This window comes from Leptospira fletcheri (assembly GCF_004769195.1).
GTDB classification, from domain to species: Bacteria; Spirochaetota; Leptospiria; order Leptospirales; family Leptospiraceae; genus Leptospira_B; species Leptospira_B fletcheri.
In genome coordinates this window covers 24,114-49,455 of the sequence record NZ_RQET01000002.1, presented here as the reverse complement: position 1 = coordinate 49,455, position 25,342 = coordinate 24,114, and the positions used below count along the sequence as shown (strand labels likewise).

General features: G+C 49.6%; 23 protein-coding genes. 12 read left to right on the top strand and 11 right to left on the bottom strand.

The genetic code is table 11. The features are described 5' to 3' along the window. Positions 1–30 precede the first annotated feature (30 nt). Genes EHO60_RS02265 through EHO60_RS02255 form a run of 3 tightly spaced genes read left to right on the top strand, consistent with a single transcriptional unit; the run spans position 31 to position 3,067 of the window. Positions 31–1,335: a KamA family radical SAM protein gene (locus tag EHO60_RS02265; RefSeq protein WP_135766558.1), complete on the top strand. Its 1,305-nt coding sequence runs from the start codon at positions 31–33 to the stop codon at positions 1,333–1,335. Continuing rightward, a complete protein-coding gene (locus tag EHO60_RS02260) occupies positions 1,335–2,387 on the top strand; it encodes a D-alanine--D-alanine ligase family protein (RefSeq protein WP_135766557.1) in 1,053 nt (350 codons plus the stop codon). Before EHO60_RS02265 ends, EHO60_RS02260 begins: the two co-directional genes overlap by 1 nt. Continuing rightward, complete coding sequence (locus tag EHO60_RS02255; protein ID WP_135766556.1) at positions 2,384–3,067, top strand: iron-containing redox enzyme family protein; 684 nt, start codon at positions 2,384–2,386, stop codon at positions 3,065–3,067. The genes EHO60_RS02260 and EHO60_RS02255 overlap by 4 nt, the downstream gene beginning before the upstream one ends. Before the next feature lie 17 nt (positions 3,068–3,084). Here the strand turns inward: EHO60_RS02255 and EHO60_RS02250 are convergent, their stop codons facing one another. The 5 genes from EHO60_RS02250 to bfr all read right to left on the bottom strand — a co-directional run bounded on the left by EHO60_RS02250 (position 3,085) and on the right by bfr (position 7,280). Further along, on the bottom strand, positions 3,085–3,435 hold the full coding sequence (locus EHO60_RS02250) for a DCC1-like thiol-disulfide oxidoreductase family protein (RefSeq protein ID WP_135766555.1): 351 nt from the start codon (positions 3,433–3,435) through the stop codon (positions 3,085–3,087). Beyond that, a complete protein-coding gene (locus EHO60_RS02245; RefSeq protein ID WP_135766554.1) occupies positions 3,432–4,622 on the bottom strand; it encodes an acetylglutamate kinase in 1,191 nt (396 codons plus the stop codon). Before EHO60_RS02245 ends, EHO60_RS02250 begins: the two co-directional genes overlap by 4 nt. An 18-nt stretch (positions 4,623–4,640) precedes the next feature. Beyond that, on the bottom strand, positions 4,641–5,750 hold the full coding sequence (locus tag EHO60_RS02240; RefSeq protein ID WP_135766697.1) for a THUMP domain-containing class I SAM-dependent RNA methyltransferase: 1,110 nt from the start codon (positions 5,748–5,750) through the stop codon (positions 4,641–4,643). Between the two features lie 56 nt (positions 5,751–5,806). Next, positions 5,807–6,391 (bottom strand): hypothetical protein, encoded by a 585-nt coding sequence (locus EHO60_RS02235; protein ID WP_135766553.1) that lies wholly within the window; start codon positions 6,389–6,391, stop codon positions 5,807–5,809. A 421-nt stretch (positions 6,392–6,812) separates the two neighbouring features. Beyond that, complete coding sequence (gene bfr, locus EHO60_RS02230; RefSeq protein WP_135766552.1) at positions 6,813–7,280, bottom strand: bacterioferritin; 468 nt, start codon at positions 7,278–7,280, stop codon at positions 6,813–6,815. A gap of 129 nt (positions 7,281–7,409) precedes the next feature. Between bfr and EHO60_RS02225 the strand changes: the two genes are divergently transcribed. The 4 genes from EHO60_RS02225 to EHO60_RS02210 all read left to right on the top strand — a co-directional run bounded on the left by EHO60_RS02225 (position 7,410) and on the right by EHO60_RS02210 (position 11,449). Continuing rightward, entirely contained in the window at positions 7,410–8,534 is a 1,125-nt protein-coding gene (locus tag EHO60_RS02225) for a thiolase family protein (RefSeq protein ID WP_135766551.1), read from the top strand. Between the two features lie 67 nt (positions 8,535–8,601). After that, positions 8,602–9,624 (top strand): glycosyltransferase family 9 protein, encoded by a 1,023-nt coding sequence (locus EHO60_RS02220; RefSeq protein WP_135766550.1) that lies wholly within the window; start codon positions 8,602–8,604, stop codon positions 9,622–9,624. 2 nt (positions 9,625–9,626) lie between these two features. After that, positions 9,627–10,916, top strand: a complete 1,290-nt coding sequence (locus EHO60_RS02215; protein ID WP_135766549.1) for an aminopeptidase P N-terminal domain-containing protein — start codon at positions 9,627–9,629, stop codon at positions 10,914–10,916. Positions 10,917–11,068: 152 nt separating this feature from the next. After that, entirely contained in the window at positions 11,069–11,449 is a 381-nt protein-coding gene (locus EHO60_RS02210; protein ID WP_135766548.1) for a hypothetical protein, read from the top strand. Here the strand turns inward: EHO60_RS02210 and EHO60_RS02205 are convergent. From EHO60_RS02205 to EHO60_RS02180, 6 genes are all read right to left on the bottom strand, one after another. Then, positions 11,446–12,624 (bottom strand): M20 metallopeptidase family protein, encoded by a 1,179-nt coding sequence (locus EHO60_RS02205; RefSeq protein WP_135766547.1) that lies wholly within the window; start codon positions 12,622–12,624, stop codon positions 11,446–11,448. The genes EHO60_RS02210 and EHO60_RS02205 overlap by 4 nt on opposite strands. Positions 12,625–12,714: 90 nt before the next feature. After that, the gene (locus tag EHO60_RS02200; protein ID WP_135766546.1) at positions 12,715–14,289 is read right to left on the bottom strand and encodes an FAD-dependent thymidylate synthase; all 1,575 of its coding nucleotides are present in this window, start codon (positions 14,287–14,289) and stop codon (positions 12,715–12,717) included. Positions 14,290–14,421: 132 nt separating this feature from the next. After that, complete coding sequence (locus EHO60_RS02195) at positions 14,422–17,694, bottom strand: efflux RND transporter permease subunit (RefSeq protein WP_135766545.1); 3,273 nt, start codon at positions 17,692–17,694, stop codon at positions 14,422–14,424. A 93-nt stretch (positions 17,695–17,787) separates the two neighbouring features. Continuing rightward, positions 17,788–18,519 (bottom strand): methyltransferase domain-containing protein, encoded by a 732-nt coding sequence (locus EHO60_RS02190; RefSeq protein WP_135766544.1) that lies wholly within the window; start codon positions 18,517–18,519, stop codon positions 17,788–17,790. A 41-nt stretch (positions 18,520–18,560) separates the two neighbouring features. Further along, positions 18,561–19,862, bottom strand: coding sequence for an adenylate/guanylate cyclase domain-containing protein (locus EHO60_RS02185; protein ID WP_135766543.1), 1,302 nt, complete (start codon positions 19,860–19,862; stop codon positions 18,561–18,563). A 35-nt stretch (positions 19,863–19,897) separates the two neighbouring features. Continuing rightward, positions 19,898–21,289, bottom strand: coding sequence for a hypothetical protein (locus tag EHO60_RS02180; protein WP_135766696.1), 1,392 nt, complete (start codon positions 21,287–21,289; stop codon positions 19,898–19,900). 70 nt (positions 21,290–21,359) lie between these two features. Between EHO60_RS02180 and EHO60_RS02175 the strand changes: the two genes are divergently transcribed. The 5 genes from EHO60_RS02175 (at position 21,360) to kdpA (ending at position 25,339) form a co-directional block, all read left to right on the top strand. Continuing rightward, entirely contained in the window at positions 21,360–21,848 is a 489-nt protein-coding gene (locus EHO60_RS02175; RefSeq protein ID WP_135766542.1) for a DUF4395 domain-containing protein, read from the top strand. A gap of 152 nt (positions 21,849–22,000) precedes the next feature. Beyond that, positions 22,001–22,342: an arsenosugar biosynthesis-associated peroxidase-like protein gene (locus EHO60_RS02170; protein ID WP_135766541.1), complete on the top strand. Its 342-nt coding sequence runs from the start codon at positions 22,001–22,003 to the stop codon at positions 22,340–22,342. Positions 22,343–22,361: 19 nt separating this feature from the next. Beyond that, on the top strand, positions 22,362–23,405 hold the full coding sequence (gene arsS, locus EHO60_RS02165; RefSeq protein ID WP_135766540.1) for an arsenosugar biosynthesis radical SAM (seleno)protein ArsS: 1,044 nt from the start codon (positions 22,362–22,364) through the stop codon (positions 23,403–23,405). A 119-nt stretch (positions 23,406–23,524) separates the two neighbouring features. Further along, positions 23,525–23,641: a K(+)-transporting ATPase subunit F gene (kdpF, locus tag EHO60_RS17355; RefSeq protein WP_167880137.1), complete on the top strand. Its 117-nt coding sequence runs from the start codon at positions 23,525–23,527 to the stop codon at positions 23,639–23,641. A 9-nt stretch (positions 23,642–23,650) separates the two neighbouring features. Continuing rightward, positions 23,651–25,339 (top strand): potassium-transporting ATPase subunit KdpA, encoded by a 1,689-nt coding sequence (gene kdpA / locus EHO60_RS02155; RefSeq protein WP_135766539.1) that lies wholly within the window; start codon positions 23,651–23,653, stop codon positions 25,337–25,339. The last annotated feature ends 3 nt before the right edge of the window (positions 25,340–25,342 follow it).

Here is a 25,342-nt window from a genome sequence, read left to right as displayed (position 1 = left end):
TCCTTTCGGTCCGTAATGGAAAAAGGCGTTATGGATCGGACCGAAAAAAACCTCGTTCAGGAACAGGAAGGCGGGAAGCCCTTAGAGCCCTTAGAGCCCTTAGAGCCCTTAGAGGAACGTTCCCGGCTTTTTTCCTCTTTCGAATGGACTGACTATAAAGCGCAGCTCCGGAACCGGATCCGGTCCCGGGACTTGGATCGCTATTTTACGTTAACCGAATCCGAACGTATCGGAATTCGCGAAACGATCCGTTTGAACGTGGGAGCCAGTCCTTATTACCTATCCTTATCCGATCCGAGCGATCCGAATTGTCCGATCCGAAGGATGATCGTGCCTAGAGAGGAAGAGGCTTACTTTTCTCCGGAGGAAGCCGCCGATCCGCTACACGAAGAGGGATTGTCTCCGGTAAAAGGACTGACGCACATGTACCCGGACCGGGTGCTATTGTTTTCCAATCACGAATGTTCTGTGTACTGCAGGCATTGCATGCGGGGTAGAAAAGTTTCCGACGCGTCGGAAAGGATGGAGACGGAGGATTTGGAGGAATGTTTCGGGTATATCCGTTCCCACTCCGAAATTTCCGACGTAGTGATCTCGGGCGGAGATCCGCTGAATCTTTCGGACGCAAAAATAGATTGGATTTTGGAGAACTTGGAGCGGATTCCCCATGTGAAAATCTGTAGATTGGGAACCAGAAATCCGGTCACCCTTCCTATGAGAATCACCTCCGAACTTTGCGGAGTCATCGAATCCCATAATTCGGACCGTCTATCCATATTTTGTAATACTCAATTCAATCATGAAAAAGAATGCACTCAGGAAGCCAAAGAGGCCGTTCTGAAACTCGTCAAGGCGGGTGTAAGCGTGGGAAACCAGTGTGTGATTTTGAAAGGGATCAACGACGAGGGTGAAATCATGCTCCGTCTGCATAAAAAACTCCTGGAGTTACGCGTAAGATCTTACTATATGTACGACCCGGAGCTGATTCCGGGCTCTCGAGGATTTCGAACCCCTTTATATAAGGGAATTGAAATATTAGAATATATGCGTGGAAAGTTGGGAGGGATGGGAATTCCGCAGTTCGTGACGGATCTCCCGGGAGGAGGTGGGAAAGTAACTCTCGGGCCGAACTGGTATCTAGGCTATCATCGGCCAACGCGGAACCATGTGTTTCGGTCCGCCGTCAGGGGAACGGTTCACTTGAGTCCCGAGCCGCCGGAAAGCGGATACGAAAATTTTTATCCGATTTTGGAGGATTCCGTCTGGGATTCCGTACGGGAAAGCGCTTACTCGAGCGAAAAGGGAGTTTCTCCTCGGAAAAAGGGAGAGGCCTAATGGAAAGGAATCGTCCTTCGGTCCTTTTGGTAGCGGATGTAGCGGCTTCGAGTCTGGATCGGAAATTGGTTCAGGAATGGGAAAGTTTGGAATCCGTCGAATTCATTCGGGAAACTCTGGAGACATTAGGCGAAACCGTCAAGGTCGTGTTTTCTCCCGCCGATCTTCTCGTACTTCTTGCCGAAAATTCGAGCACCACGTTCGACGAGCGACCGGTTTTATTTCATTTGGTGGAAGGGTATCTTTCCAGAAACAGGGAGGCTTGGCTTCCTGCGCTCGCGGAATATTTCGGTTTCCCTCATACGGGTTCGGACGCTCATTCTCAGATTCTGAGTTTGGACAAACATACTTCTAAATTGATGGCATCTTCCCTGGGAATACCTACGGCCGACTGGGGAATCTGCGAGGCGGGCCAGGAAAGTGCGCTTCCGCCTCCGGAGAAATATCCGATTTTTATAAAGCCTAGATACGAAGGATCTAGTCTCGGAATCGGAGAGGAAAACCGTCTGAAAAAAGAATCGGATCTGAACGCTTTTCTCGAAACGGAAGAGAGGAAAGGGATTTCCTGGATCTGGGAAGTTTTTCTTCCCGGCACGGAATGGACCCTGGCCGTTATCGGTTCTCCTTCCGGCGGATATAGAGCCAGCGAGGTGGGTCGCATTTCCTTGCAGGATGCGGACGAGAACGTTTACGGCGAGAAAACCAAAACGAAATCCCATATGCCGGAAAAAATTCGATTCGATTCCGATCCGACAATCTCCGGAAAAATCCGAGAGTATTCCTTGCGGCTCTGCGAATCCATCGGCACTAGCGGTGCAGTCCGCTTGGACTGGAAAGCGGACAAAGAAGGCAGTCCCAATTTTCTGGAATGGAATTCGACTCCGGGACTCTCCCCGTTTTATAGCAGCTTTCCGATCTGTTATTCTCGGTCGTTCGGCGGCTATTCTTCCTTGCTCGCAAAACTTTTGGAGATAGCAAGAATCGAGTTTCAGGAAGCACGTTTTTTATACGCAAAAAATCAATCTCGCAGGGAAATCTTAGAAGGTTTATGACAGGAAAATTTCGGGAAGAATTGAGCGTCGAAGTGGGAAAACATCCCGTTTTGACCGCCAATCATTGGTTGGAACAAAGAGAGCGGAGGATGGATAGACGGGATCTTACTCTTTGGCTCAAACAGGAATACTTCGTTTCCGTAGCCTTTGTGAATTGGTTCCTGTATGCGGCGGCTCTTTCGGACTCGGTGGATTCGAAAATCGTCTTGGTCCAGAATATTTGGGAGGAATTGGGAGAAGGAAGACCCGAAGAGGCACACGTTTCCATTCTACGCCGATTCCTATCCGAAATGGGAGAGACGGTCGCGGATACGGATCTCCTTCCAGAAACGTCCTCTTATCTGTCGATCATGAGGCGAATCGTGAATTCCAACTTTTATTCCGCGTTAGGCGCTATTGGACCTGCAAACGAGTATCTCCTCAAACTGGAATACGGAAGAATGTTCGCCTCCTATCGGGAATTGAAGTCGAGGGTTCCTTTGCCGGAGGGCAAATTCTTTCAAGTGAATCTGGAGGCGGACGAATCTCATGCGGAAAAAATGTTCGCGTTGATAGAAACGGTCGCGATCGATTCCGAAAAAAGGGATCAGGTTCGGGAAGGGATGGTTCAGGCTTTGGACGCTAGACTTCTATTCTACGAAGGACTGCAAAGGGTTTCGCCTCTTATCGTTTCCGGTTAAAAGATGTAAGCGGTAAATCAATTTCCGGAATTCCGGAGCGATTTGAGTAGGCTCATTACGAGCATTCCTAATAGAGGAACGAAGGGGAGATAAAGCAGTAGGGAAAACCACTTCCAGCCACGGAGAGAATGGGAAAGTCTACGAACCGCAAAAAAACCCGGGTACCTCGTCCCGTTATCGATCAACTGAACGTTGCCTTGGGCGATTTCCGTCCCTAAACTAGGATGGAGTTTCCGCAAATCCTGTTCTTGGAATTCCCGAAAAGACCGGAATTGTACGGAAGTATCGAGACAGTTCTTTTTTAGATAATTTCCCAATCGGAAACAGAAAGGGCAGTCTCCATCGTACAGAAAAATCCGTTCGTTCATGGTCGGTTCGTGGGAATTGCGGTTTCGGAGGATTCCAGATCAACGGGTAGACTTCGCAAATAGGAACAGACTTCGGGAATCTCCTTGTCTTCTAGGCCGATCCAAAAATAAATCCAGATTCCTTCTTTCTGCAACCCTTCGCATTCTTTTGCGTACCATTTCGAGATGGTGTTTTCCGATCTGGCTCTCCAGAAAATCTTAGGGTGATGGGAAAGCATCTCGTCCCAGATATCCCTTCCGACTCCTTCTCCTCTCGCGATTTCGTTCACGGCGAATTTGGATAGGAAGGTTCCCCAAGGAGTGTTTTGTAAGAGGGCACAGCCCTTATAAGCGGATTCCAGAAGTATTCCCGAAAAATCCTGTCTCCAAAATCCGGGTTTCAATCTTTTCCGGAACGCTTCTTCGACCAGATTGTTCAATTTCTCCCGATCCAAATTCTGTGCGGAGGAATGGTGTTCGATCCGATTCTTCTGTCTGAATAAGGTTCCGCTCCCTTTGATCGTAAAAAGTTCCTTTAAAAGACTGGGTGCGGACGCGACAGCGATATGGAAATTCGGATCTCCTACAAGGGAGAATATACGATCCGCTTCCTTGCGAAGAGGCTCGTCTTCCTCCGATACTTCTTCCTTGGAGTGCACGTCCAAAATGGAAATTTTTTTACCCTCCGGAGAATGGATTCCTCCGCGAGGAGTCAAAAGAATCAGTTTTTTCGATTTCAGTTCCTTGCCGAGATTCGCAAGATAAGAGTAGATTTCGGAACCGCCTAGATCGGTGACGAATACGGGGATTTTTCTCTCCGAAATCGCCGAACGAACGGACTCGAGGGAATGAGAAGGATCGCGGAACCACTTTGCGGGAAGATTATGAGAACCAGGAAGTACGTCTTCGAGATGGTCCTCTTTGAATTCCTTTAGGGTGGTTTTGGGAAGGGAAGGGGAGCGATAGAATAGATTCGCATAGGAAATCCCTTCTTTTTCCAGAACTACTACCGGAAAGAGTTCCAGCTTTTGGAGAAGTTTCAGATTATATAATAGAGCTTCGGCCGATTCCGCCAGAGCTTCCGCTCCGGCATGAATGACGGCGAACTTTTCCGGTTCCAAGGAACGGAACAATTTCAGAAACTGAAAGCTGTCCTTGGAATTTTCGGTAACTTCCAGAAGTTTAAGCAGGATCTCCTGGTGGTTCATCTTCTCCCGGGTTCTTCCTCAATCGATATGATAGGCGACCAATTTTCCCTTTAACTTCGCGATCGTAACGGATTGTTCTCTGGCCGATTTTAATTTGAGATGGCCGAGCAGAGAAGGATCTCCGGAAACCAAGGCGATGTCCGTGGAAGGAAATCTTTCCTTTAAGGTTCTTCCCCAGTTTTCGTAGAGTTCCGCTACCTCTTCTTTGGATCCGATCCGGATTCCGTAAGGCGGATTGGTTACGATTTTACCTTCCCGAAACGGAAAGTCTGCCGGCGGATTTTGCGCGGCAAAAACTTCCCAATGGATCAGGTCGGACACGCCCGCTTCCCTCGCATTTTCCTTCGCCAATTCGATCGCTTCCTCGGAAACGTCGGATCCGAAAAGGATGGGCCCGGATTTTTGGGATCCGGTTTCGTTCGGTTTAAAGGAGCCGAAGAGTCTCGTAAAAATCGTGGATCTCGAAAGGCTTCGGTAATTCACCCATCCCTTGTTCCGAAGTCTGAGGGCGGCTTCTATCAGCAACGTGCCCGATCCACAAAACGGATCGTACAGCGCTTCGGTTTCCTTCCATCTGGAGAAACGCAAGAGGGCCTGCGCCAGAGTTTCCCGGAGAGGGGCCTCTCCCCCTTGTCTTTCGTGGCCTCTGCGTTGGAGAGGCTGTGCGTGGAGAGCCAAAAATAATTTCGCCTGATCCATTCTTGAGCGAAGATAAAACAGAACTTCCGGTTCGTCCCTGTCTGCTTCGGGTAAATCCAATCCTTTCGCACGGAATCTGTCGAAGATCGCATCCTTTAACCGGTATGTCGCATAACGCGAATCCGGGAGATTGTCCTTAGTGGTCGCATCGATTCTGAAACGGGTTCCCGGAGAAAGCAGTTTTTCGAACGGATACATCGCCGCGACTTCGTAGAGATCATCGGGCTCCTTGATATTGCTCCAAGAAGACAGTTCGAAGCTGATTCCGGACGCGATCCCGGAACCGAGACAGAAATCCCTGACTTTTTTGACAGGACCTTTGAAGAATACTCCTCCCCGGTTTTCGGAAATGACTTCCAAACCGGCTTCTTCCACTTCTTCCTTTAATAAGAATGCGAGACCATCGCCGCAGGAGGCGTGGAAGGTCAGACTCTCCGGTCTGTCGAACTCGCTTAAGGAAAGTTTGGCGGAGTTCCAACCGGATCTCACATCCTCGTATCGATCCTCGTCCGAGGAAGAAAATCCATGACGATTCCCGAAGGATTCGTTTTCTCTTTGGGAACCGAACGGTTTTCGAGTTCCGTTTTCCCTGGAGCCGAAACGCCCTCTCGGAGATCCGGATCCCTCTTGGGAACGATACGGTCTTTGGTTGCCGCCTTCTCTGTTTCCATTGCCGGAACGAGAACGGAAAGGAGTGCGTTCTTGCCTTTCGTTTCCTTCGTTCCGATCTCCAGATCGGAACGGTTTGCGGTTCTCCCGGGATCCTCCTTCCGAAGTCCCGAACGGTTTGCGATCCCTTCCTTCTCTCGGAGGAAACGGTTTTCTATTTCCGTCGTCTCGGTTTCCTCGTCCGGAGGAAGAATACGGTTTTCGGCCTTCGTTTCTAGAACCGGAATCTCCGTCTCCGCGAGGGCGGAAGGGTCTTCGTTCGTTCCCTTCTTCTTTGGAACGGAAGGGTTTTCTATTTCCGTCGTCTCGGTTTCCTCGTCCGGAGGAAGAATACGGTTTTCGACCTTCGTTTCTGGAACCGGAATCGCCGTCTCCACGAGGGCGGAAGGGTCTTCGTTCATTCCCTTCTTCTTTGGAACGGAAGGGTTTTCTGTTTCCGTCGTCTCGGTTTCCTCGTCCGGAGGAAGAATACGGTTTTCGGCCTTCGTTTCTGGACCCGGAGTCGCCATCTCTGCGAGGGCGGAAGGGTCTTCGTTCGTTCCCTTCTTCTTTGGAACGGAAGGGTTTGCGCTCTTTGTCTTCTTCCCGGGCGCGGTACGGTTTTTTTTCTTCCCCCTCTTCTCGGGAACGGAAGGGTTTTTTATCGGAAGTGCGTTTTCCTTCCTTGGAGCGGAAGGGACCGGATTCTCCCTCTTTGTCGGTTCGGTTTTTATTTCCGGAGCGGAAGGGTTTGTTTTTGGAAGGACCGGAGGATCCTGCGCCCCTTCCTGCGGAGCGGGAGGAGGGGCCTTTTTTATTCACGGATTTTTTAGGAAACAATGTCTAGGAAAGTTGTTGGGCCAAGTAATTTTGGACCCCGATGGTTTTGATGATTTCGAGCTGGGCCTCGAGCCAGTCGATATGCTCCTCCTCGGATACGAGGATCTTCTCAAGCAATTCACGGGTACCGTTGTCCTTGTTTTTAGTGGAAATTTCGATTCCACGGTTGAGACGGTCTACGGCCGAATATTCTACATCCAGATCGTTTTTCAGGATGCTCTCTATGTCCTTTCCCACATTGATTTTCATGTATCTTTGTAAGTCGGGAACTCCATCTAAAAAGAGAATACGCTCAATCACCTGGTCAGCGTGGTGCATTTCTTCGATGGATTCTTTTTTCATATAGTCTGCCAGCTTTTCGTAGCCCCAGTTTTTATTCATTTTGGCATGAATGAAATACTGGTTGATCGCAGTCAGTTCGGCGGAGAGTACTTCTGCTAGGATTTCGAGGACTTCTTGGTTACCTTTCACGTGTTTCTCCTCCAATTTATCACTATAAACGATCGGGCCCTATTTTGAAAAGCGCTATTCCTGCCTTCTCCCGACTTCGCCCTTTTTTGACTTTTCCGAGAACGCGGTTTCGGTTCCCTTGTAGGAAGGATGAATCGGGCTTACATTCTGGATGCAATATTGAGTCGATTCGGCAAATCGGACTCGGATTATCGGTCCCTTTCCCATGAGACTGCGAATCACTTGCTTAGGAATCATCCGGAATTTCGCCCGGAATTTCTGGTTTTTGCGGCCATGGCTCCGGAAAAATATACGGGAGAGATTTTTCTACCGGCAAAGATCCAAGAGAGTCTAGGGCTGCCTAGTCTGTTTGTTGTCCGGACAGAGACGGCTTCTTCCAGCGGAGCGTCCGCTTTACATTTGGCCCGTTATCTGATACTTTCCGGTAAGTTCCGTCGCGGTTTGGTGATCGCCACGGAAATCATGAGTCGTCTTCCTAGAGAAGAGAACAATCTCCTTTTGGGTTCCGTACTTTCGGAAAGCCAGAGAAGATTAGCCATGTCCATGGCTCAGGGCGGAGCGATGACGACGACCAGGTATATGCACGATTATGGATATACCAGAAAGGATCTGTATTCTCTATCCAAAAAGCTTCACGACAACGGATTGGAAAATCCGATTTCCCATATTAAAAAAGAGTTAAACGAAGAGGAATATTTCTCCTCTCCCATGTTTTCCAGTCCTCTTTGTCTTTATGATATTTCCCCTCTTTCCGACGGATGCTGTGCCCTGCTTCTGGAATCGGATCCTTCCCGGATCCCCGGAGACAATGCCAAAATATTCCTGGCCGGGACCGGTCATGGAACTGGACATGTGAGCGGCATACCGGGCGGAACCAGTTTTCCGGCTTCCGTTGAGGCGTTTCGGCAGGCGTATTCGGAAGCGGATCTGGCACCTTCCGACATTAGAGTCGCGGAATTGCACGACGCATTCACTCCTTTCGAATTGATCGGAGCGGAGGATGCAGGACTATTTCCCCGAGGAAAAGCGTTGAAATACGTGGTGGAAGGAGTGACGGATAAGAGAGGAAGGTTGCCGATCAACCCTTCCGGAGGTTTGAAAACCAGAGGGCATCCGGTCGGAGTTTCCGGGTTGGCACAGATTGCGGAATTGTTTTTCTTGATGAATCGGGAAACGTACGGAACCGGTTTAGCTCTTTCCATAGGCGGATTGGGAATCAACAATTTCGCCACCATCTTGCGGTCGGAAGATTAGAAAAGGAAAGAGTCCGGTCGAAAGTCCGTAGGATCCGAAACGAAACGGAAAATTTTCAAGTCAGCGAATGAAGGAAAAGATTCTTTTGATACAAACCGCGTTCCTGGGGGATCTGATCCTTACGACCCCTTTGTTTCGGGCGGTAAAGAAGAAATTTCCGAATTCCTCTCTGACCGTGATCGTAAACAAAGGGACGGAATCCGTTCTCGAAGCCAATCCTTGGATCGATGAGATCCTTCCCCTGGATAAAAAATCCATAAAGTCTTCTCTTGTCCGTTTTTGGAACTTCGCATCCGATCTAAGGAAAAGGAATTTTACTATCTGCCTTTCCCCTCATTTTTCCTTCCGTTCTTCTCTTCTCGCTTGGAGCTCCAGGGCTCCGGTCCGGATCGGTTATCGGACCGCCGGGTTTTCCTTTTTACTCACCGAAAAAAAGGCCAGGCCTATTCTAGGTCCTCACGAAGTGGACAAGCTGCTTTCCCTTTTGTATTCGGAAGAGGAAAGGAAGACGATAGACAAGAGACCGGAACTGCATTGGAAGGAGGAGTCCGTCAACGGAATCCGAGGCATTTTAAAATCTTGGAAACTTGAAAAAGGCGGTTATATTCTAATGGCCCCTTCTTCCTTATGGGAAACGAAACGGATGCCTGCCGAAAAATTCCGGGAGGTCGGCATTGCATTGTCGAAAAAAACCGGAATGCCCATCGTTCTTGCCGGAGGGAAAGGCGATCTGGATCTTTGCGAGGAGGTGGGGAAGGGCTTCGCACTCAATTTCGCGGGGAAAACTTCTCTTCCGGAAATGTCTTATCTGATTGCGGGAGCCGCTTTACTCGTGACCAACGATTCTTCTCCCATTCATTTTGCCTCCGCCTTCGACATTCCCACTTTGGCCGTTTTCGGGGCTACCGTTCCGGATTTCGGATACACTCCTTTGGCCTCCCGTTCGTTTATTTCGGAAATCGAAGGATTGTATTGTAGGCCCTGCGGGATTCACGGGGGAAAGGTTTGTCCAGAGAAACATTTTCGTTGTATGCTGGAACAGGATCCGAATCGAATCGTCGGAGAAGCACTTCGTCTAATAAGTAGGTAGATATGGACCAAAGCATTTTTAGAAAACGGATCCGAGCGGTTCAAAATCTTCTAAAGGAAGGAGAGGTCTTTCTCCTATTCGCCGCAAATCTGAAGATCCGCAACCGGGATGTGGAATATAAATTTCGCCAAGATTCGGATTATTATTATCTAACAGGAATCGAAGAGGAAGACGGGGTCTTGGCGTTGCGCCGGAATCATTCCGCACATTTCGCATTACCGAAAGATAAGGAAAGGGAGATTTGGACCGGAATCCGTTTGGGGAAGGAAGAGATCGGCCGTCGTTTGGAATTGGACGATAGTTTCGATTTGAGCGATTGGGATTCCCGCATCGGAGAGATCCTGACGAACCAGTTTACCTTGTATCATTTTTTCGGAAAAGACAGGGAAAGAGACACGAAGCTGCTGGATTTGGTGAGCACTCTGAATCTGCGCTTGCGGGAAGGAAAATTCGGTCCGCAAAGATGGGAGATTCCGAATTTTCTGCATGAAATGAGGATGATCAAAAGTCCGGAAGAAATCGAAAAACTTAAGGAAGCCTCCGAGATCACCGCTGCCGGCCACAAAAGATTGATGAGGGAAACCAAGCCTCTGATGTTCGAATTCGAATTGGAAGCGATTCTGGAATCGGAATACCTCAAACTCGGAGCCTGGGGCGGAGGATACGGACATATCGTGGCTGCGGGAAAGAACGCGACCATCCTACATTATACCAGCAATCGAGCGAGGATCGGAGAGACGGACGCCATCCTGGTGGACAGCGGTGCGGAAAAGGATTATTACACCGCGGATGTGACTCGGGTATTTCCCGCAGGTAAAAAATTTACGAGCGAACAAAAAACGATCTACGAGCTGGTGCTTCTCGCTCAGAAAGAGGCGATCGCAAATACGAAGTCGGGGGTAGAATTCAATTCCGTTCATGAGAAGACGGTGCGTACATTGACTTCCGGATTGAAAGACCTCGGATTTTTGAAAGGAGAACTTTCCGGATTGATCGAAAGAGGGGAGTTCAAACGGTTTTATATGCATCGCACGGGACATTATTTGGGAATGGACGTCCACGATGTAGGGCGTTATTTCGAAAACGGAAAAAGCAAGCCCATGCAAAACGGGTTGGTCGTCACCGTAGAGCCCGGACTGTATTTCGATCCTTCCGACGAGAGTATTCCGGAAAGATTCCGAGGAATCGGAGTGAGGATAGAGGATGACGTGCTTGTGAATGGAGAGGCTCCGGTCGTGCTCACTTCCGGGATTCCCAAAGAGATCGGAGAAATCGAAGCGTTGAAAAGCTGAGTTTCCGATCGATTATGTCTTTCTAATTTACGCGTTAGACTATCTTTTCGTCTTATCCGCTATTTTTAAAAAATATTCGGATCGCTGTCCGGAAACACCCTTGCCATCCGAGAATCTTTTGCGATATAGGCTCGTTTCGGGAGGATCCGAAAATGGAAGAGAAATTCGTCCGGTATTTGATCAGAAAGGGAGTTTTAAGAAGAATCGATCTGCGCGTTTCGTCCGATCTGTCGTTGCTTTGGGATTTTGCCGTAAGAAAAGCGGGTGATCCGAAATTTCTATATTCCCATTTATTGCAATCCTATCGGATTCGTAAGGCAGGTGGCAGGTTGTCGCAGTGGGAGTTCCGGAAAATCGCTCGGAGCGATTCCCGTAAAAGGATCCGTGTGGATTTTCGGGATTATTGGGAATCGACCTGTCTTGCTTACAGATACGGCACTTCCCTGAGCGGTTTTATGAATGCTTTGCTGGAATTGGAAAGGGATTGTCTGTCCCAGCCTTCGGCGCTTATCGGACTGGACCGAGCTGCCTAGTTCGATTCCAAGTAGAGTCGGATCGCTTCCCGTAAAACCGACAAGCCGATCGGAAGGGCCGATTCGTCAAAATCGAATTTGGAACTATGGTGTGGGTGGATCAATCCTTTGCTTTCGTTCTGAGATCCGACGAAAAAATAGCATCCCGGGACTCGCATTAAAAATGCGGAAAAATCCTCTCCCCCCATTGTCTTGGCTCCTTCTTCGGTGACGTGGCCCGGACCTAAAATATGGTTCGCCGCTTGTCGGACGATAGAAGAAACGGAAGGATGATTGATCGTAGGGGCGTTCGTCCTTTCATACCGGATATCGACGGAGGCGCCGAAAGCGGCGGCGGTATTTTCCACCACCTTACGGAACAATTGAGGAGCGCGATCGAACATTTCCTTTGTGAAGGTTCGTATGGTGCCTTTGAGTTCCGCCGTTTCCGGGATTACGTTGAACGCTTGGCCGGAATGAAAAGCTCCCACAGTAATCACGCAGGAATCCAAAGGATCCGTATTTCTGGAAACGATACTTTGTAAGGCGGTGACGATATGAGAACCGACCAGGATCGGATCCACTGTATGTTGGGGCATTGCCCCGTGCCCGCTGATCCCGCGGACGGTAACGGTGAATTCGTCCACTGCAGCCATCATCGGACCGTCCACGACTCCTATTTTTCCGACAGGAATATGATTCCATACGTGAAGGGCGAGGGCTGCGTCTACGTCGTATTTTTCCAGGATTCCTTCTTCGATCATTTTATCCGCACCTTGGCCGCCTTCTTCCGCAGGTTGGAAGACTAGGAGCACTCTTCCCTTCGGAATGAAGCTCGTCGGATTTTCCTTCAGGTCCGAGGCCAGGCCCATCAACACGGAAGTATGAGCGTCGTGTCCGCAAGCATGCATCACCCCCTCGTGGATGGAGGCGTATTCTACTTTATTTTCTTCGAATATAGGTAAGGCGTCCATATCCGCACGAACGAGAAGGGTTTTTCCGGGCTTTCCGGAATCGACGAGGCAGGCGATTCCCGTTTTCGCGATACCGGATTGGAAAGTATACCCTAGGGATTGCAGGTGTTTTGCGACGAAACCTGCGGTACCTTTTTCCTCGTATTTCAATTCCGGATGCTTGTGTATGAAGCGGCGGTACGAGACGAGTTCATCGGTTCTTTGCGGAGATACGGATTTCATAGGAAGGCCTTTCGTTCAGGGAACAAATCGAAGGTAAGCCTGTCTCTCTTTTTTCGACGAAAACCGTCGCTTCCGACGGGTTTTCGATCCTTAGAGTGTGCGATCGTAATCGCTCAATTCCTTCTTCCAAACTTGGGTTCCGCAATAATGGTCCCCTTCGGGGCAATAGGGTTTTACGTCTCCCTGGAGGCGGATCCAGCAGGGGGCCTTGATCCATTTTGCGATTTCCGGGTGGACCTTCTGCAAATCCGTCAGTTCGTTTATCGAAGCCTGGAAAATCTCTTCCTGCGCGTTGTAGCAGGTTCTGGCCCTCCATTTGTGATGAAGGTTCAAAAGGTCGCCGCTTTCGTAAAAACGGATCGGGAACGCGTTCGGTAAAAGATACGTCGCGTATTCCGGGCTTCCCCCTTCCTCCAGGAATCGGTTCAGGTTCCGAAAGATTCCGTCCATTTTGGTGCGGTAGGTTTCTTCCAATTTGGAATATTTCATCACGACTTTCGGTACGATATAATCCGGCATTCCCGCATACTGGGATAGGAGCACCGGGCGGGCCCCAGGTACCATTCTATGTCTTTGGTCCTGGCTATCCGCCGTATGGGAGATGCGCTTCTTGAACGTATAGTGCACGTTGAACATGGCTCTCGCCAAGGGACTCATGGTGGTTTCGTTCAAGGTGGAAGTGAGATGAGGATTTTTACTCGGGTCCAAAACCAAGCGAATCGCTTCCTCGTCGTTCAAGGATTCCCGGGAGATTCCCAGAACCGAACGCACGGAAGAGGCTAGAATTTCCGAGGAATTTTCCGAATAGGATACCAAGCGCGAGTAACGCGAGTCCAGATCCTGGTCGAATTCCCGTACGAAGATTTTCGCGTTGCCGGGTCGGAAGTCGGAGGAACCGTCCGCATAAAATTCTCTGAAAAAGCGGTATTCCGCCGTTTCTTCCAGAGGAATCGGATCGTCCATTTCCTGGACGTACAGAGGATCCATTTCCCGTACTTTTTCGATCATTTCCTCGACTACGATTCTTTGTTCCTCCGGTACGTTGAAGGAATTCATCAGTCGGTGGTACCGGTGCAGGGTCAATCCGTTCACCGAATGATAGAGATACGTAAAGGTTCCGAGAGGGAGAAGGTAACGGGCCACTTCCAGGCATTTCTTTTTGATCTGGGGTTGCCATTTTTCCGGGTAATTCGCTCTGGCTTTATAGACTAGGAAGTATTCGTCCTGGATGAACGGATGCAGGAGTTCCACAAATTCGAAATACGCTCGGGAGGCGAATTCCACCGCATCCAAGTACGTTTCCTTCTTCTTCCCTTCCAGAGAAGTAGGAATATAGTAGTTCTCCGGCTTTACTTCCACATAACGTTGGCTGACCTGCTCGGAATTGTAGTAGGGATGAGAATGTAGAAAGGACCAGACGAATTGGCGGGAAACCTTGTCCAAGGTAAAAATGAAATGGGGGTGTTGCCTCGTGGTTAAATGGCCCGCTTTTTTCGTGGATTTGGCGACCTTATCGCGGATCTCCAGGGACTTTTCCGAACGGATCATGTCCTCCGGCAAAAGAATGCCTTTGGAAGAATAACAGGTTCTTGCAGAAGCGATGGCGAGGTTAAAGGGTTGTTGGGTGGCGTCTAAGAGTCGGACAATGGGTTTCTGGCTTTCCATAGATGAGGGGGTTCCCGGAAACGCTAGGATGAAAGGGACAGGGTCTAGGAAAAGAATTTTCCGACATAATTTGGATTCTTATGTCTCCTTTTCAGGAGAAAAAAAGGAGGATTCTGCCGATTTGGCCGAAAATTAGGACTTCTTTTTCTTTCTTTCCGGTTTTTTGGGGGTCGTTTCGGTTTCTTCTTCCGCCCAAGATCCAAAGTGAGAAGAGGAAGTCGGTTCTTCCGCGGGAACGGAAAGGTGTCTGGATTTTTGGAATTCCGCTTCTAACCGTTTCTTATTGATCGCCTTCCTTCTTTCCTGGCCTTCGGAGAGATTCAGCAAAAATTCCATCACGATCGGGAGAAGCACTCGGGAAAAGACGGTCGCCACAATGATTCCGAAGATCACCACGGTCGCCAACGGTTTTTGGATTTCCGCTCCTGCCATGGAGGAAAGCGCCATGGGAATAAAACCGATGGCGGCGATGACTTCCGTAGTCAAAACCGGTCGGAGAGAATGGAGTCCCGCGTTGATCACCGCGTCGTAGGTACCGTGTCCTTTGCTCAATTCTTCCCTTAATGTGGATGCATAAACGACTCCGTTTAACACCGCGATTCCGCTCACAGCTATGAAACCGATCCCCGCAGGAATGCTGAACGGCAATCCCCGGAACACCAGCCCGATGACTCCGCCGGAAATCGCGAGAGGTACCACGATGAATACGCCTAACGCGTAGTAAATGCTTCCGAAAGCGGCCATCAGCATGAAGAAAATGATCGCAAGCGCGATAGGAACCACGAGTAGGAGTCTGTTTTTTGCGCGGGTAAAGTTTTCGAACTGTCCTCCCCAATCCGTTCTGTACCCGTTCGGAAGGTTTTTTTCCAGATCTGCCGTCGCTTTTTGCGCATCGTTTACGAATCCCACCAGATCCCGACCGCGAACGTTCACTTCCACCATGATCCTTCGTTTGAGAGCTTCCCGATAGATCGCCGCCGGTCCTTCTTCCAACTGGATGGAGGCCACTTGTCCGAGAGGGATCGTGATTCCTCCGGAGGTCATGACGGGGATATTTTCTATTTCGTTCAGATCCGAAACGTCCAATTGCAGACGGACGACCAGATCGAATCTCTTGAATCCTTCGAATACCTTTCCTTCCTGTCTGCCGATCCGGAGAGCTTCCACAGTGGTCAGGATTTCTTCCGCTTCCACGCCGTACCTTGCCATTTTTTGTCGGTCGGCTTTGATCTCTATCAAAGGAAGTCCCAATACGCGCTGCACCCGAAGGTCGGCCGCACCGGGAACTTTTTTGATCTTTTCCACGAATTGGGAAGCAGTGTCCTTTAACACTTGTAAGTCGTCTCCGTAAATCTTTACGACCAAATCCGCCTTAGATCCGGAAAGCAAAACGTTGACTCTGTTTTCGATCGGTTGGGAAAGGGAGATCGTGCTGGAAGGTACCGCATTCAGGATCGCTTCCTTGAATTTGTCCATGAGTTCCTCTCGCGAGGAAGCGTTGGTCCATTCCCGAGTAGGCAGAAGCTTGACCATGGCTTCTCCTTCTTCCGTACCTATGGGCTCGGCTGCGGATTCTCCCCGACCCATCTTGGTCACGACACTTACGGTTTCCGGGAATTTCGCGATGACCTTTTCCAATTCGGTGTTCGTCTCCCGGGAATAGCGGAGAGCCGTGGACGGAAGTCTTTTGATGTCGATCGCGAATTCTCCTTCGTCTATTCTGGGCAAGAATTCCGATCCTAACGTGGAACCTAAGACTACGGAAAATGCGATGACTCCGATACCGGTGCGGAGAAAGAGGGACTTGTTTGCCATTCCGAAATTCAGGAGGGCCAGGTATTTTTCCGTGATCATGTCCCAGTATTTGCTCTGGTAAAAGATCGGTTTTTTGAATAGGATACTCGCCGCCGCGGGAAAGGTTGTCAGACTGAACGCCAAAGCCATGGCCAAGGAAATGGCTACCGTCATGGCCATGGGTTGGAACATTCTTCCCTCCACTCCTTCCAGAGTCATCAGGGGAAGATAGACTAACAGGATAATGCCGACGGAAAACGTCGCCGCTCTGGCTACACGGACACAGGCTTCCGTAATGATTTGTTCGGAGGCAAGGTCTCGGTCGTCCTGCGTGTTCTGCAATTCGTAGAATGTTTTTCTCAATAGGAATCCGTGTAGGATCGATTCCAGCATTACGATGGCTCCGTCTACGAGGAGACCGAAATCCAGGGCTCCTAGGGACATCAGATTTCCTACGATTCCGAACATCCTCATGAAAATGGTCGTGGCAAGCATCGGAATCGGGATGGAAAGACTTACCAACAATGCGCCTTTTACCGTTCCTAATGCGAGGATCAGTACAAGTATGACGAGAACCGCCGCTTCCGCAAGATTCGTAAAAATGGTGCCTAAGGTTCGCCCTATGAATTCGGACCGATCGTAATAGGTAACGATCTGCATGCCTTCCGGAAGCCTCGTGCGCAGAATCTCTATCCTTTCCTTGACTCTCTTGACCACTTCCAAGGAATTTTGCCCCATGAGCATGATGGCTGTGGCTCCCACCACTTCCCCTTTTCCGTCCTTCGTCATGATTCCGAATCGAAGCGCCGGGCCGGTTTCCACCGTGGCGATTTGTCCGAGAAGGAGAGGGACACCGTCCCGTTCGGTTTTTACCGCCACGTTCCGGATTTCTTCCACGGTTTTGAACTGGCTTTCCCCTCGGATGACGATCTGTTCGGCGCCCTTCGAGATATAGCCTCCGCCCGTATTCTGGTTCGCGGACTCCAGTTTTTGACAGAGTTGTGACAGTGTAATATTATGAACTGCTAATCTTTGCGGATCTATCTTGATCTGGTACTGTTTCGCATATCCGCCTATGATATTTACATCAATGACTCCTTCCGTGGATTTGATTTCCCGGGCGAGTTCCCATTCCATATAGGTCCTTAATTCTTCGGGAGAATGTCTGTCGCTGGTCAGAGCGAATTCGTAGATGTCTCCCAAGCCGGTGGCGATTGGTGAAAGTTCCGGCGATCCGTACCCTTTCGGAATCGCAGCTTCCGCCGCACGGAGTCTCTCGTTGATCAATTGTCTCGCCAAGTATATGTCCGTGCCGTCCTTAAAAACCGCAGTGACGCTACTGACTCCCGTACGGGAAATGGATCGGATTTCGGCGACGTTCGGAACTCCGGTGATTTCCATTTCGATCGGGTAGGTGATGAATTGTTCCACTTCGATCGGAGAGAGTCCGGGAGACTGGGTGACCACAGACACTTGCACGTTCGTGATATCAGGGATCGCGTCTATGGAAAGCTGAATCGCATTATAGGCTCCGATCATGGTCAGGATACCGGTGATTGCCAGGACCAGGAGTCTGTTCTTGATGGAAAATCGGATCAGTCTATCTATCATGCGCGGCTTCCGGTAAAGGATACGAACAACATCGACGACTTCAAGAAGGTGTCGATAGGTTTTTTCGGGAAAACTTCCCGTACTCCGGTAGGTTTAACCGTTTCTCTCGAAAAGGAAAAGAGACATTCCTTTGGATTCGCCTTGTTGTCGCAGAGAAAAACCGGACTCGTCGGCCCACTCCAGGATTTTCGCTTCGGGTAGGATCAGTTTGCAGTACGAACTCGTCGTGAAATTCCATAGATTTCCGTCCCATTCGTGATATAGATCCGTTACGAGAACCTTATCTTCTTCGAAAGAAAGAATGCAGGAAAATATCCGATTCCGTTCCACCCGAACCGGAAAGCCGACCTTCTCTCCGATTTTTCCGCGACCTAGGTCCCTGTATCCCAACGCGAATCTTGCCCCCGATTTCAAAAAGGAACCCCAGAGACGAAAGAGTTTCCTCACCGAGGTTTTGGACTCTAAATGCGTTAGAGTGTCTCCCATGCAGACCAAGAGTTCGGGACATTCCCCCGCGTAGAGGGAAGGGGCCGTTATGTCCGCTTCTCTGGTTTCCAGGTTCAGTCCGACGTTCCTGGAGGATAATTCGTTTAACAATTTCGAACTAAGATCCAACGACAAAACCCGGAATCCCAATCTGGCGAGGGGAAAGGATTGTACTCCGCTTCCGGCTCCCAAATCCCAGGCGATCCGATTTCCCATCGGGGAAATTCCCCAACTGCGGAATAGTTCCGCCGCTTCGGCTTCTTTTTGGTCGGCGTCTCCGATCATCCAGGAGTATTTTTCGGCCAAAAAGGTTTCGTAATGTTCTTGGGGAGTGAGCATGCGGCAATCTAGGAGTAATCCGGAGTTTCGGTCCCGATTCCTTAGTTCAGACGATAGATTTGGACTTCGCTTTCCCTGCCTTTGACTTTTACAGGGGGGAGGGATTCGCAAGAAATATAATGTTTGATCTGCTCATACACCGCTTCCGTGACTAAGAGAGCGGTGCCATAATCCTTATTGAGCTGTTCCACTCTGGACGCGAGATTGACTGTGTCTCCGATGATCGTGTATTCCTTTCTTTGGGAAGATCCCACGCTGCCGGTCATCGCTTCTCCGGAATGCAATCCGATTCCGATTTTCGTTTCGGGAATTTTTCCCTCCCGATTCAGATCCGCCACTTTTTCTAGGATCTCCATGGACGCGTTAACGGCGTTCTGCACGTCCTTTCCCTGGTCGGAAAGGGGAGCTCCGAATACCGCCATGAATCCGTCGCCCAGGAATTTATTGATGATTCCATTGTTCCGATTCACTATGTCGATCATATCCTCGAATAGGGTGTTCAGATAAGTGATGACTTCCGTAGGAGTTTTCTTTTCAGAGAATTTCGTGAAATTTCTGATATCCAAAAACATCACACAGACTTCCCGACTTTCCGAAATCGTCTCCGCTTTTTGGCTCATGAGTCTGTCGACCACGGACGGAGAGACGTATTGTCCGAACATACCCACGATTTGGTTCCTTTCCTCCAATAAAGTATAAGATTTTCTTAACGTATTTTTCAACCGGATTCCCACGATTCCCGCCAGAGCTCCCGAACCGATGAATATGAAGGATCGCATGATGACGGGAATTTTGGAGTAGAAAAACGGATACGGAAAATCGGTCGGAGCCGTCCCAGGAGTATAAGCCAGACCCAGCACCATGAATTCCACTCCCGCCACGAGACCTGTAAACAAGGAAAGTCCGAACTCCATTCTTAGTATGGAGAGCAGGATGAATATGAAGAATAGGTTGGGAATGGGGGAATTCAGAGTGACGATCGGGGACTCGAAATGGTGCAGAAAGATGAATAGGACGACCCCGGGTAACGAAGTCTCGATCAATGCATTCCCGAATCTAGGGATTAAGGGAAGAGGTTTCTCTTTTTTCTTCCAAAATTCCAGGATGCGCAGAACGATCAGTTCGTACACGCTTCCGAAGGCAAGGGTCCCGATGATGATCTTGAAGGGAAAGATCGTGCCGGAACTCTCATTGAATTCTTTCCTCGCAAAAAAGGATAGGCCGATCCAAGCCGTGGCAGCGACCAGGAAACTCGCGAGGAGGATTTTGCTCCGGATCTTTTCGCTTTGGAGTGTCTCTGATTCCAGGGTGTTGGAGAACGTATCCAGTAGTTTCGGGGCCATACTAGTTTTTCCTTTTTCGCGAACGAGTTCCGTATCTACCATCGGACCTTTTCAGGGTCAATGAGTTTCCGTTTTTCCAGGAAGAATACCGTCAAGACGAAGGCATATTCTAAAATCATGAAAAAGGGTTCATCCTTGTAGGGTGCGTTCCGGTACGTGGAGTAGGAAAGGATCCAGATACCGGCCGCCGCCTGGGGCCAGAGAGAATTCGTAAAAACGACCCCTGCTAGCAAGGGCAAAATGTACCAGGGATGCACCGTCGTAGAGAAAAGAAGGTAGATTCCCAAAACGGAAATCCACGTTTCCGCGGCTTTTTCCAACGTTTCCGTTTTACGGGAACGGAGATAGGAGGTAGTGGAGATTAGGATCGCGCTAAGGATGGCGAGATGGATTCCCGCAGCATACGGAAACCAAGTACCGCGTAAAAAGGCCTTCCATAGGTAATAAGTACCTCCGTGGAATTCGAACAATCTGAAATAGACTCCGATCCCTTTTTCCCATTGTTTGTCGATGGAAGGAAGGAGGTTTTCTCCGAACAATAAGATGCCTAGGACAAGGAGAACGAGGAAGACGAGGAGGGCTAGGATCGCCTTCCCGTTTTTTCTCCTGTCCTGCCAGAGGCGAAAGGATAGGAAGGGAAGTAGGAGCAAAGGAATCAGCTTGGTAAGGATCGCCGCAGAGTAAAAGATCCAGGTCAGTAAGGGTTTCCCTCGGAATCGATAAAAGAAAAATCCGAACAGAAAGAAGATGAGGATGGGTTCCGGATGCCCGCTGCCGCAGCCTTCCAGTAAAACCAGGGGGTGCATCCAGTATTTGAGGAAATTTTCGCGGTGTTCCTCCGTTCCTCGCAATCGAACCAAGACGGCGGTGGCAATTTCGAATCCGAAAACGATTCCTTTCCAGATTCCGATTCCGATCGGAACGGAACCGAAGAACCTCATTCCTTCTCCAGCTAGGAAAAAAAAGAACTGCAATACCGGAGGATAGACGGAGTAGAATCCTGCGGAATTCATTTCCTCTTTTAATTGAAGGCCTAATCTTGCGTCCGCTTCGGAAAAACCGATTTGTTCTAGGTCGCGAGGCAATACTGCATAAGGTACGATTCCGTTCCCTTCCAAAAGCCCGTCCCAGAGAAATCGGAAAACGTCCTCGGAGAGTACGGGAGGAAGAAACAAAAAAAATCCTCGAAGTAGAAGACCGGCCCAGAGGAGCGCTCGGTAGGGAAGCCGTTCGCTTTTGAAAGAGGAGAGGGAAAGGGCATAAAACGTGAGGCAGGTACAGAATGCGACCAGCAACGGATAAAAATCCGATCGGGAAAAGAAGAGGGAAAAGATGGCGAGAGGAAGGGCCCATCCCAAAAGAAAAGAAAACCTCCATGAGAGGGAGTTCCTTTTCGGACCCAAGGTGTTTTGGAAGAAAATCTGCATTTTGTTCAATATAACGGATTTTTCTTGAAATAAAACGGAATTGAGTTAGGCTTGGTCCAGGATGGCTTCCATGCGTATTTCCATCGGAAATTTCCCGGATACCGTAAACGAGTTTGCTGCTCGCTCTGTGGCCGGGCTTGTTTTGCTTCTTTCCTTGCTTACGATTTGGACCCAGTCGTTGTGGCTCGTGCTGGCTTTGGCATTCGGTTTTTTGGCTCGGGTTCTGTACGGGCCGAAATTTTCTCCCTTTGCCCGCCTGGCAATCCATGTGCTCGTACCGGTATTCAGATTGGGAGAACGTATTGTTCCCGGACCTCCAAAACGATTTGCCCAGGGAATCGGTTTGGTTTTTAGCGGAACCGCGTCCGCTCTGTTAGGTTTCGGATTCCTATTAGAATTTCGGTTCGTATTAGGGATCTTGGCGTTTTTTGCCGCACTCGAATGTTTTCTCGGATTTTGTGCCGGTTGTTTTGTGTTCGGGAAACTCATGGAATGGGGTTGGATTCCCCGAGAAATCTGCGAGAAATGTAACAACTTGACCTTCTCCTCCGAAAAATAAAACGAAAAACTTCCGTTTTACGGGTGTTTTTCGACCAAGGCTTGGGAAACTTTGGCCGCTGTAAGAGTCAAACTCTCGGCGAAATCGATCTTTTTTGTCGCTGCATCCTTGATGGATCGGCAGACTTTCGTTTGGAAAATAGAGGAGAGAATATGGCACAAGAGACCACGTATTATAAACCGGAAGACCTCAAGAAATTCGGAAACATAGGCGAGTTCGAACCGGATCTGGCAAAAAAATTCTTCGATTACTATGGAGCGGTTTTCGCGGACGGGGCCTTGAGCGCCAAAGAGAAGTCCTTGATTGCTCTGGCGGTGGCTCACGTAGTGCAATGTCCGTATTGTATCGACGCATATACCGCCGACAGTTTGGAAAAAGGAGTCACGGAAGAACAGATGTGGGAAGCGATCCATGTAGGAGCCGCGATTCGAGGCGGAGCTAGTCTCGTTCATAGCGTTCAGGCTCTGAATAAGGTAAAAGAGCTGAGCATCTGAGTTCTGCCGTCGATCCGTTATGAAGAGTTTGCTCGCAAGAGGAAGCGAACTTTCCTCCTCCTCGGAACAATTGAAGATCCTGACCGACGTGTCGGAAAAGAAGTCTCTGCCTCTTTTCGAAACGAAACTCGAGGGGTCGGGTTTGGCGCCGTTCCTGCCGACTCGAATCGAAATCCTGCAGGTGAACGTCGGAAAACTATGCAACCAAACCTGCAAGCATTGTCATGTGGACGCAGGACCGGACCGGAAAGAGATCATGTCCCAGGAAACCATGCGGCAATGTTTGGACGTTCTTACAGGATCCGAGATTCCCGTTTTGGACATTACGGGAGGAGCTCCCGAGATGAATCCGAATTTTCGCTGGTTCGTGGAGGAAGCTTCAGGCTTAGGGAGAAAGGTCCTGGTCCGTTGCAACTTAACGATTCTTCTCGCAGGAGAAAAGTTCAGGGATCTTCCGGAATTCTTTGCCGCCAATCGTGTGGAGATCGTTTCCAGTCTTCCCTATTTCCAGAAGAGAAGAACGGACGCTCAAAGGGGAGAAGGCGTCTTCGATAAATCCGTCGAGGCCTTGCGCAGATTGAATTCCGTCGGTTACGGGATCCCAGGTTCCGGATTGGTTTTGAATTTGGTCTATAATCCGGCCGGAGCGTTCTTGCCCGGAGGGCAATCCACTTTGGAAGGGGATTTTAAAAAGGAACTGAAAAGCCAGTTCGGAGTGGATTTCAATTCCCTCTTTACCATTACGAACATGCCCATCAGCCGCTTTTTGGAATACCTAATCGAAAGCGGAAACTTGGAAGAATACATGGAAAAACTTGTGTCTTCCTATAATCCTGCTGCGGCCGTCGGAGTCATGTGCAGGAATACTCTGAGCGTAGGCTGGGACGGGAATCTGTACGACTGCGACTTCAATCAAATGTTGGATTTGCCCGTTGCGGGAACCGTGAGAACGATCGGAGATTTTCATCTGGCATCTCTGGAGAAGAGAAAAATCCGATTGCACCAACACTGTTACGGATGTACGGCGGGAAGCGGGTCCTCTTGCGGCGGTGCGATCGCGTAAAACACGCCTTTCGACTCGGATCTTAACGCGAAATTAACGTTTCAGGTCTACTTCCGCACTATCACCATATTGACTCAGAACGGAAAAAAGGCTACTCTCTTGGCAACAGAGAACCTACCTTGTTTCAAGGTTCGCGTCTCTCGGAGGTTTTCTTGTCGTACCCGCTTTTAGCAACCCTCGTCTTCGGCCTTGTGGTCTATCTGATCTATGCGATCATGAAACCGGAAAAATTTTAGGAAAAAATAATGAACGGAAACGATTCGGTTTTTTATTTTCTGTATTTCGCGGTTCTCTTTTTAGTCTCTCCATTGCTCGGCGCGTTTATCGCCAAAGTGATGGACGGAGAAATCCCCGTATTTCTAAAGCCAGTGGCCGCCGTGGAAAAAATCATTTACCGTGTGACAGGGGTTCGTCCGGAAGAATCTTCCAGTCCGAGAACCTACGCACTGGAAATTCTAGGTTTCACATCGGTCTGCCTACTCGCGGTGACATTCGGACTTCGTTTCCAGGAGTTTCTTCCTTGGAATCCGGAAGGCAAGCCGGGTTTACACTGGGATCTGGCCTGGAACACTGCGGTAAGTTTTACCACGAACACGAATTGGCAGGCCTATTCTGGAGAGAGTTCCCTTTCCTACGGAAGCCAAATGCTCCTTTTGGGAGTGCAGAATTTCGTCAGTGCGGGCGTGGGGATCGCAGTACTCGCGGCGATGGCACGCGGGCTACTCGGCGCATCTAAGACGGGACTCGGAAATTTTTTCGTGGATCTTACCCGGTCCGTCCTTTATATCCTCCTGCCGCTCTCCTTTCTATTCGCCTTAGTGCTGTTAGCCCAGGGAGTGATCATGGATTTTTCCTCCTATATGGGGGCTACGACGTTGGAAGGAGAATCTGTGAAGATCCCCATGGGGCCGGCCGCTTCCCAAATCGCGATCAAACAATTGGGAACGAACGGAGGGGGATTTTTCGGAGTGAACTCCGCGCATCCGTTCGAGAATCCGACGCCCTTCTCGAACTGGTTGCAGTCTTTGGCGATTCTTCTGATTCCTGCCTCCCTCCCTTTCGCTTTCGGTAAATGGGCCAAATCCTGGAAGGCGGGAGTTTCTCTGTTTATCGCGATGCTCGTATTGTTCGCGGGAAGTTTTGCGGTCTCCTTTTGGTCAGAACTGTACTCCTCTTTGCAAGTTGCGGGACCGAATTGGGAAGGAAAAGAGATCCGCTTCGGAATCGCACAGAGTGTTCTTTGGGAGATGGCGACGACAGCCGCGTCCAACGGTTCCGTGAACTCCATGCACGATAGCTTCTCCGCCTTAAGCGGTGGAGCGGCCTTGTGGAACATTCTGTTAGGGGAAATCGTTTTCGGGGGAGTCGGGGTCGGTCTTGCGGGAATGTTGTTTTACGTGATTCTCACCGTCTTCATCGCTGGATTGATGGTGGGCCGTACTCCGGAATACTTCGGTAAGAAAATAGAGGCCAGGGAAGTGAAATACGCACTCGTCGGGACCTTAGCTCCGGGAATCTGTATGCTTCTTTTTACTGCGGTCGCGGTTTCCTACGATTTCGGATTGTCTTCGCGCGCGAATAACGGTCCTCACGGATTGACGGAAATATTGTACGCTTTCGCCTCCGCGGCAGGAAATAACGGATCCGCTTTTGCGGGTTTGAATGCGAACACGGTTTTTTACAATACGACTCTTTCCTTTTGCATGCTTTTGGGTAGGTTCGCCGTGATTCTACCTGCCATCGGTTTGGCGGGGGCCTTGGTGGATAAGAAAAAAGCTCCTGCCGGAGAGGGTACCTTTTCTACGGACGGTCCCTTGTTCGTTCTGCTTTTGGTATCCGTAATCGTTTTGGTGGGAGCTCTTACTTTCCTACCGTTACTCGTTCTCGGTCCGGGAGCCGAATACCTGCTCCACGGTTTGGGGAGGACCTTTTAATCT

Coding starts and splice junctions, on each gene's coding strand:
- EHO60_RS02265 (WP_135766558.1), top strand. CDS start 31: ATGGATCGGACCGAAAAAAACCTCGTTCAGGAACAGGAAGGCGGGAAG.
- EHO60_RS02255 (WP_135766556.1), top strand. CDS start 2,384: ATGACAGGAAAATTTCGGGAAGAATTGAGCGTCGAAGTGGGAAAACAT.
- EHO60_RS02200 (WP_135766546.1), bottom strand. CDS start 14,289: ATGGAAAGCCAGAAACCCATTGTCCGACTCTTAGACGCCACCCAACAA.
- EHO60_RS02185 (WP_135766543.1), bottom strand. CDS start 19,862: ATGGCCCCGAAACTACTGGATACGTTCTCCAACACCCTGGAATCAGAG.
- EHO60_RS02195 (WP_135766545.1), bottom strand. CDS start 17,694: ATGATAGATAGACTGATCCGATTTTCCATCAAGAACAGACTCCTGGTC.
- EHO60_RS02205 (WP_135766547.1), bottom strand. CDS start 12,624: ATGAAATCCGTATCTCCGCAAAGAACCGATGAACTCGTCTCGTACCGC.
- EHO60_RS02215 (WP_135766549.1), top strand. CDS start 9,627: ATGGACCAAAGCATTTTTAGAAAACGGATCCGAGCGGTTCAAAATCTT.
- EHO60_RS02175 (WP_135766542.1), top strand. CDS start 21,360: ATGCGTATTTCCATCGGAAATTTCCCGGATACCGTAAACGAGTTTGCT.
- EHO60_RS02210 (WP_135766548.1), top strand. CDS start 11,069: ATGGAAGAGAAATTCGTCCGGTATTTGATCAGAAAGGGAGTTTTAAGA.
- EHO60_RS02235 (WP_135766553.1), bottom strand. CDS start 6,391: ATGAACGAAGACCCTTCCGCCCTCGTGGAGACGGCGATTCCGGTTCCA.
- EHO60_RS02180 (WP_135766696.1), bottom strand. CDS start 21,289: ATGCAGATTTTCTTCCAAAACACCTTGGGTCCGAAAAGGAACTCCCTC.
- EHO60_RS02220 (WP_135766550.1), top strand. CDS start 8,602: ATGAAGGAAAAGATTCTTTTGATACAAACCGCGTTCCTGGGGGATCTG.
- EHO60_RS02260 (WP_135766557.1), top strand. CDS start 1,335: ATGGAAAGGAATCGTCCTTCGGTCCTTTTGGTAGCGGATGTAGCGGCT.
- EHO60_RS02170 (WP_135766541.1), top strand. CDS start 22,001: ATGGCACAAGAGACCACGTATTATAAACCGGAAGACCTCAAGAAATTC.
- kdpA (WP_135766539.1), top strand. CDS start 23,651: ATGAACGGAAACGATTCGGTTTTTTATTTTCTGTATTTCGCGGTTCTC.
- arsS (WP_135766540.1), top strand. CDS start 22,362: ATGAAGAGTTTGCTCGCAAGAGGAAGCGAACTTTCCTCCTCCTCGGAA.
- EHO60_RS02245 (WP_135766554.1), bottom strand. CDS start 4,622: ATGAACCACCAGGAGATCCTGCTTAAACTTCTGGAAGTTACCGAAAAT.
- EHO60_RS02250 (WP_135766555.1), bottom strand. CDS start 3,435: ATGAACGAACGGATTTTTCTGTACGATGGAGACTGCCCTTTCTGTTTC.
- EHO60_RS02190 (WP_135766544.1), bottom strand. CDS start 18,519: ATGCTCACTCCCCAAGAACATTACGAAACCTTTTTGGCCGAAAAATAC.
- EHO60_RS02225 (WP_135766551.1), top strand. CDS start 7,410: ATGAATCGGGCTTACATTCTGGATGCAATATTGAGTCGATTCGGCAAA.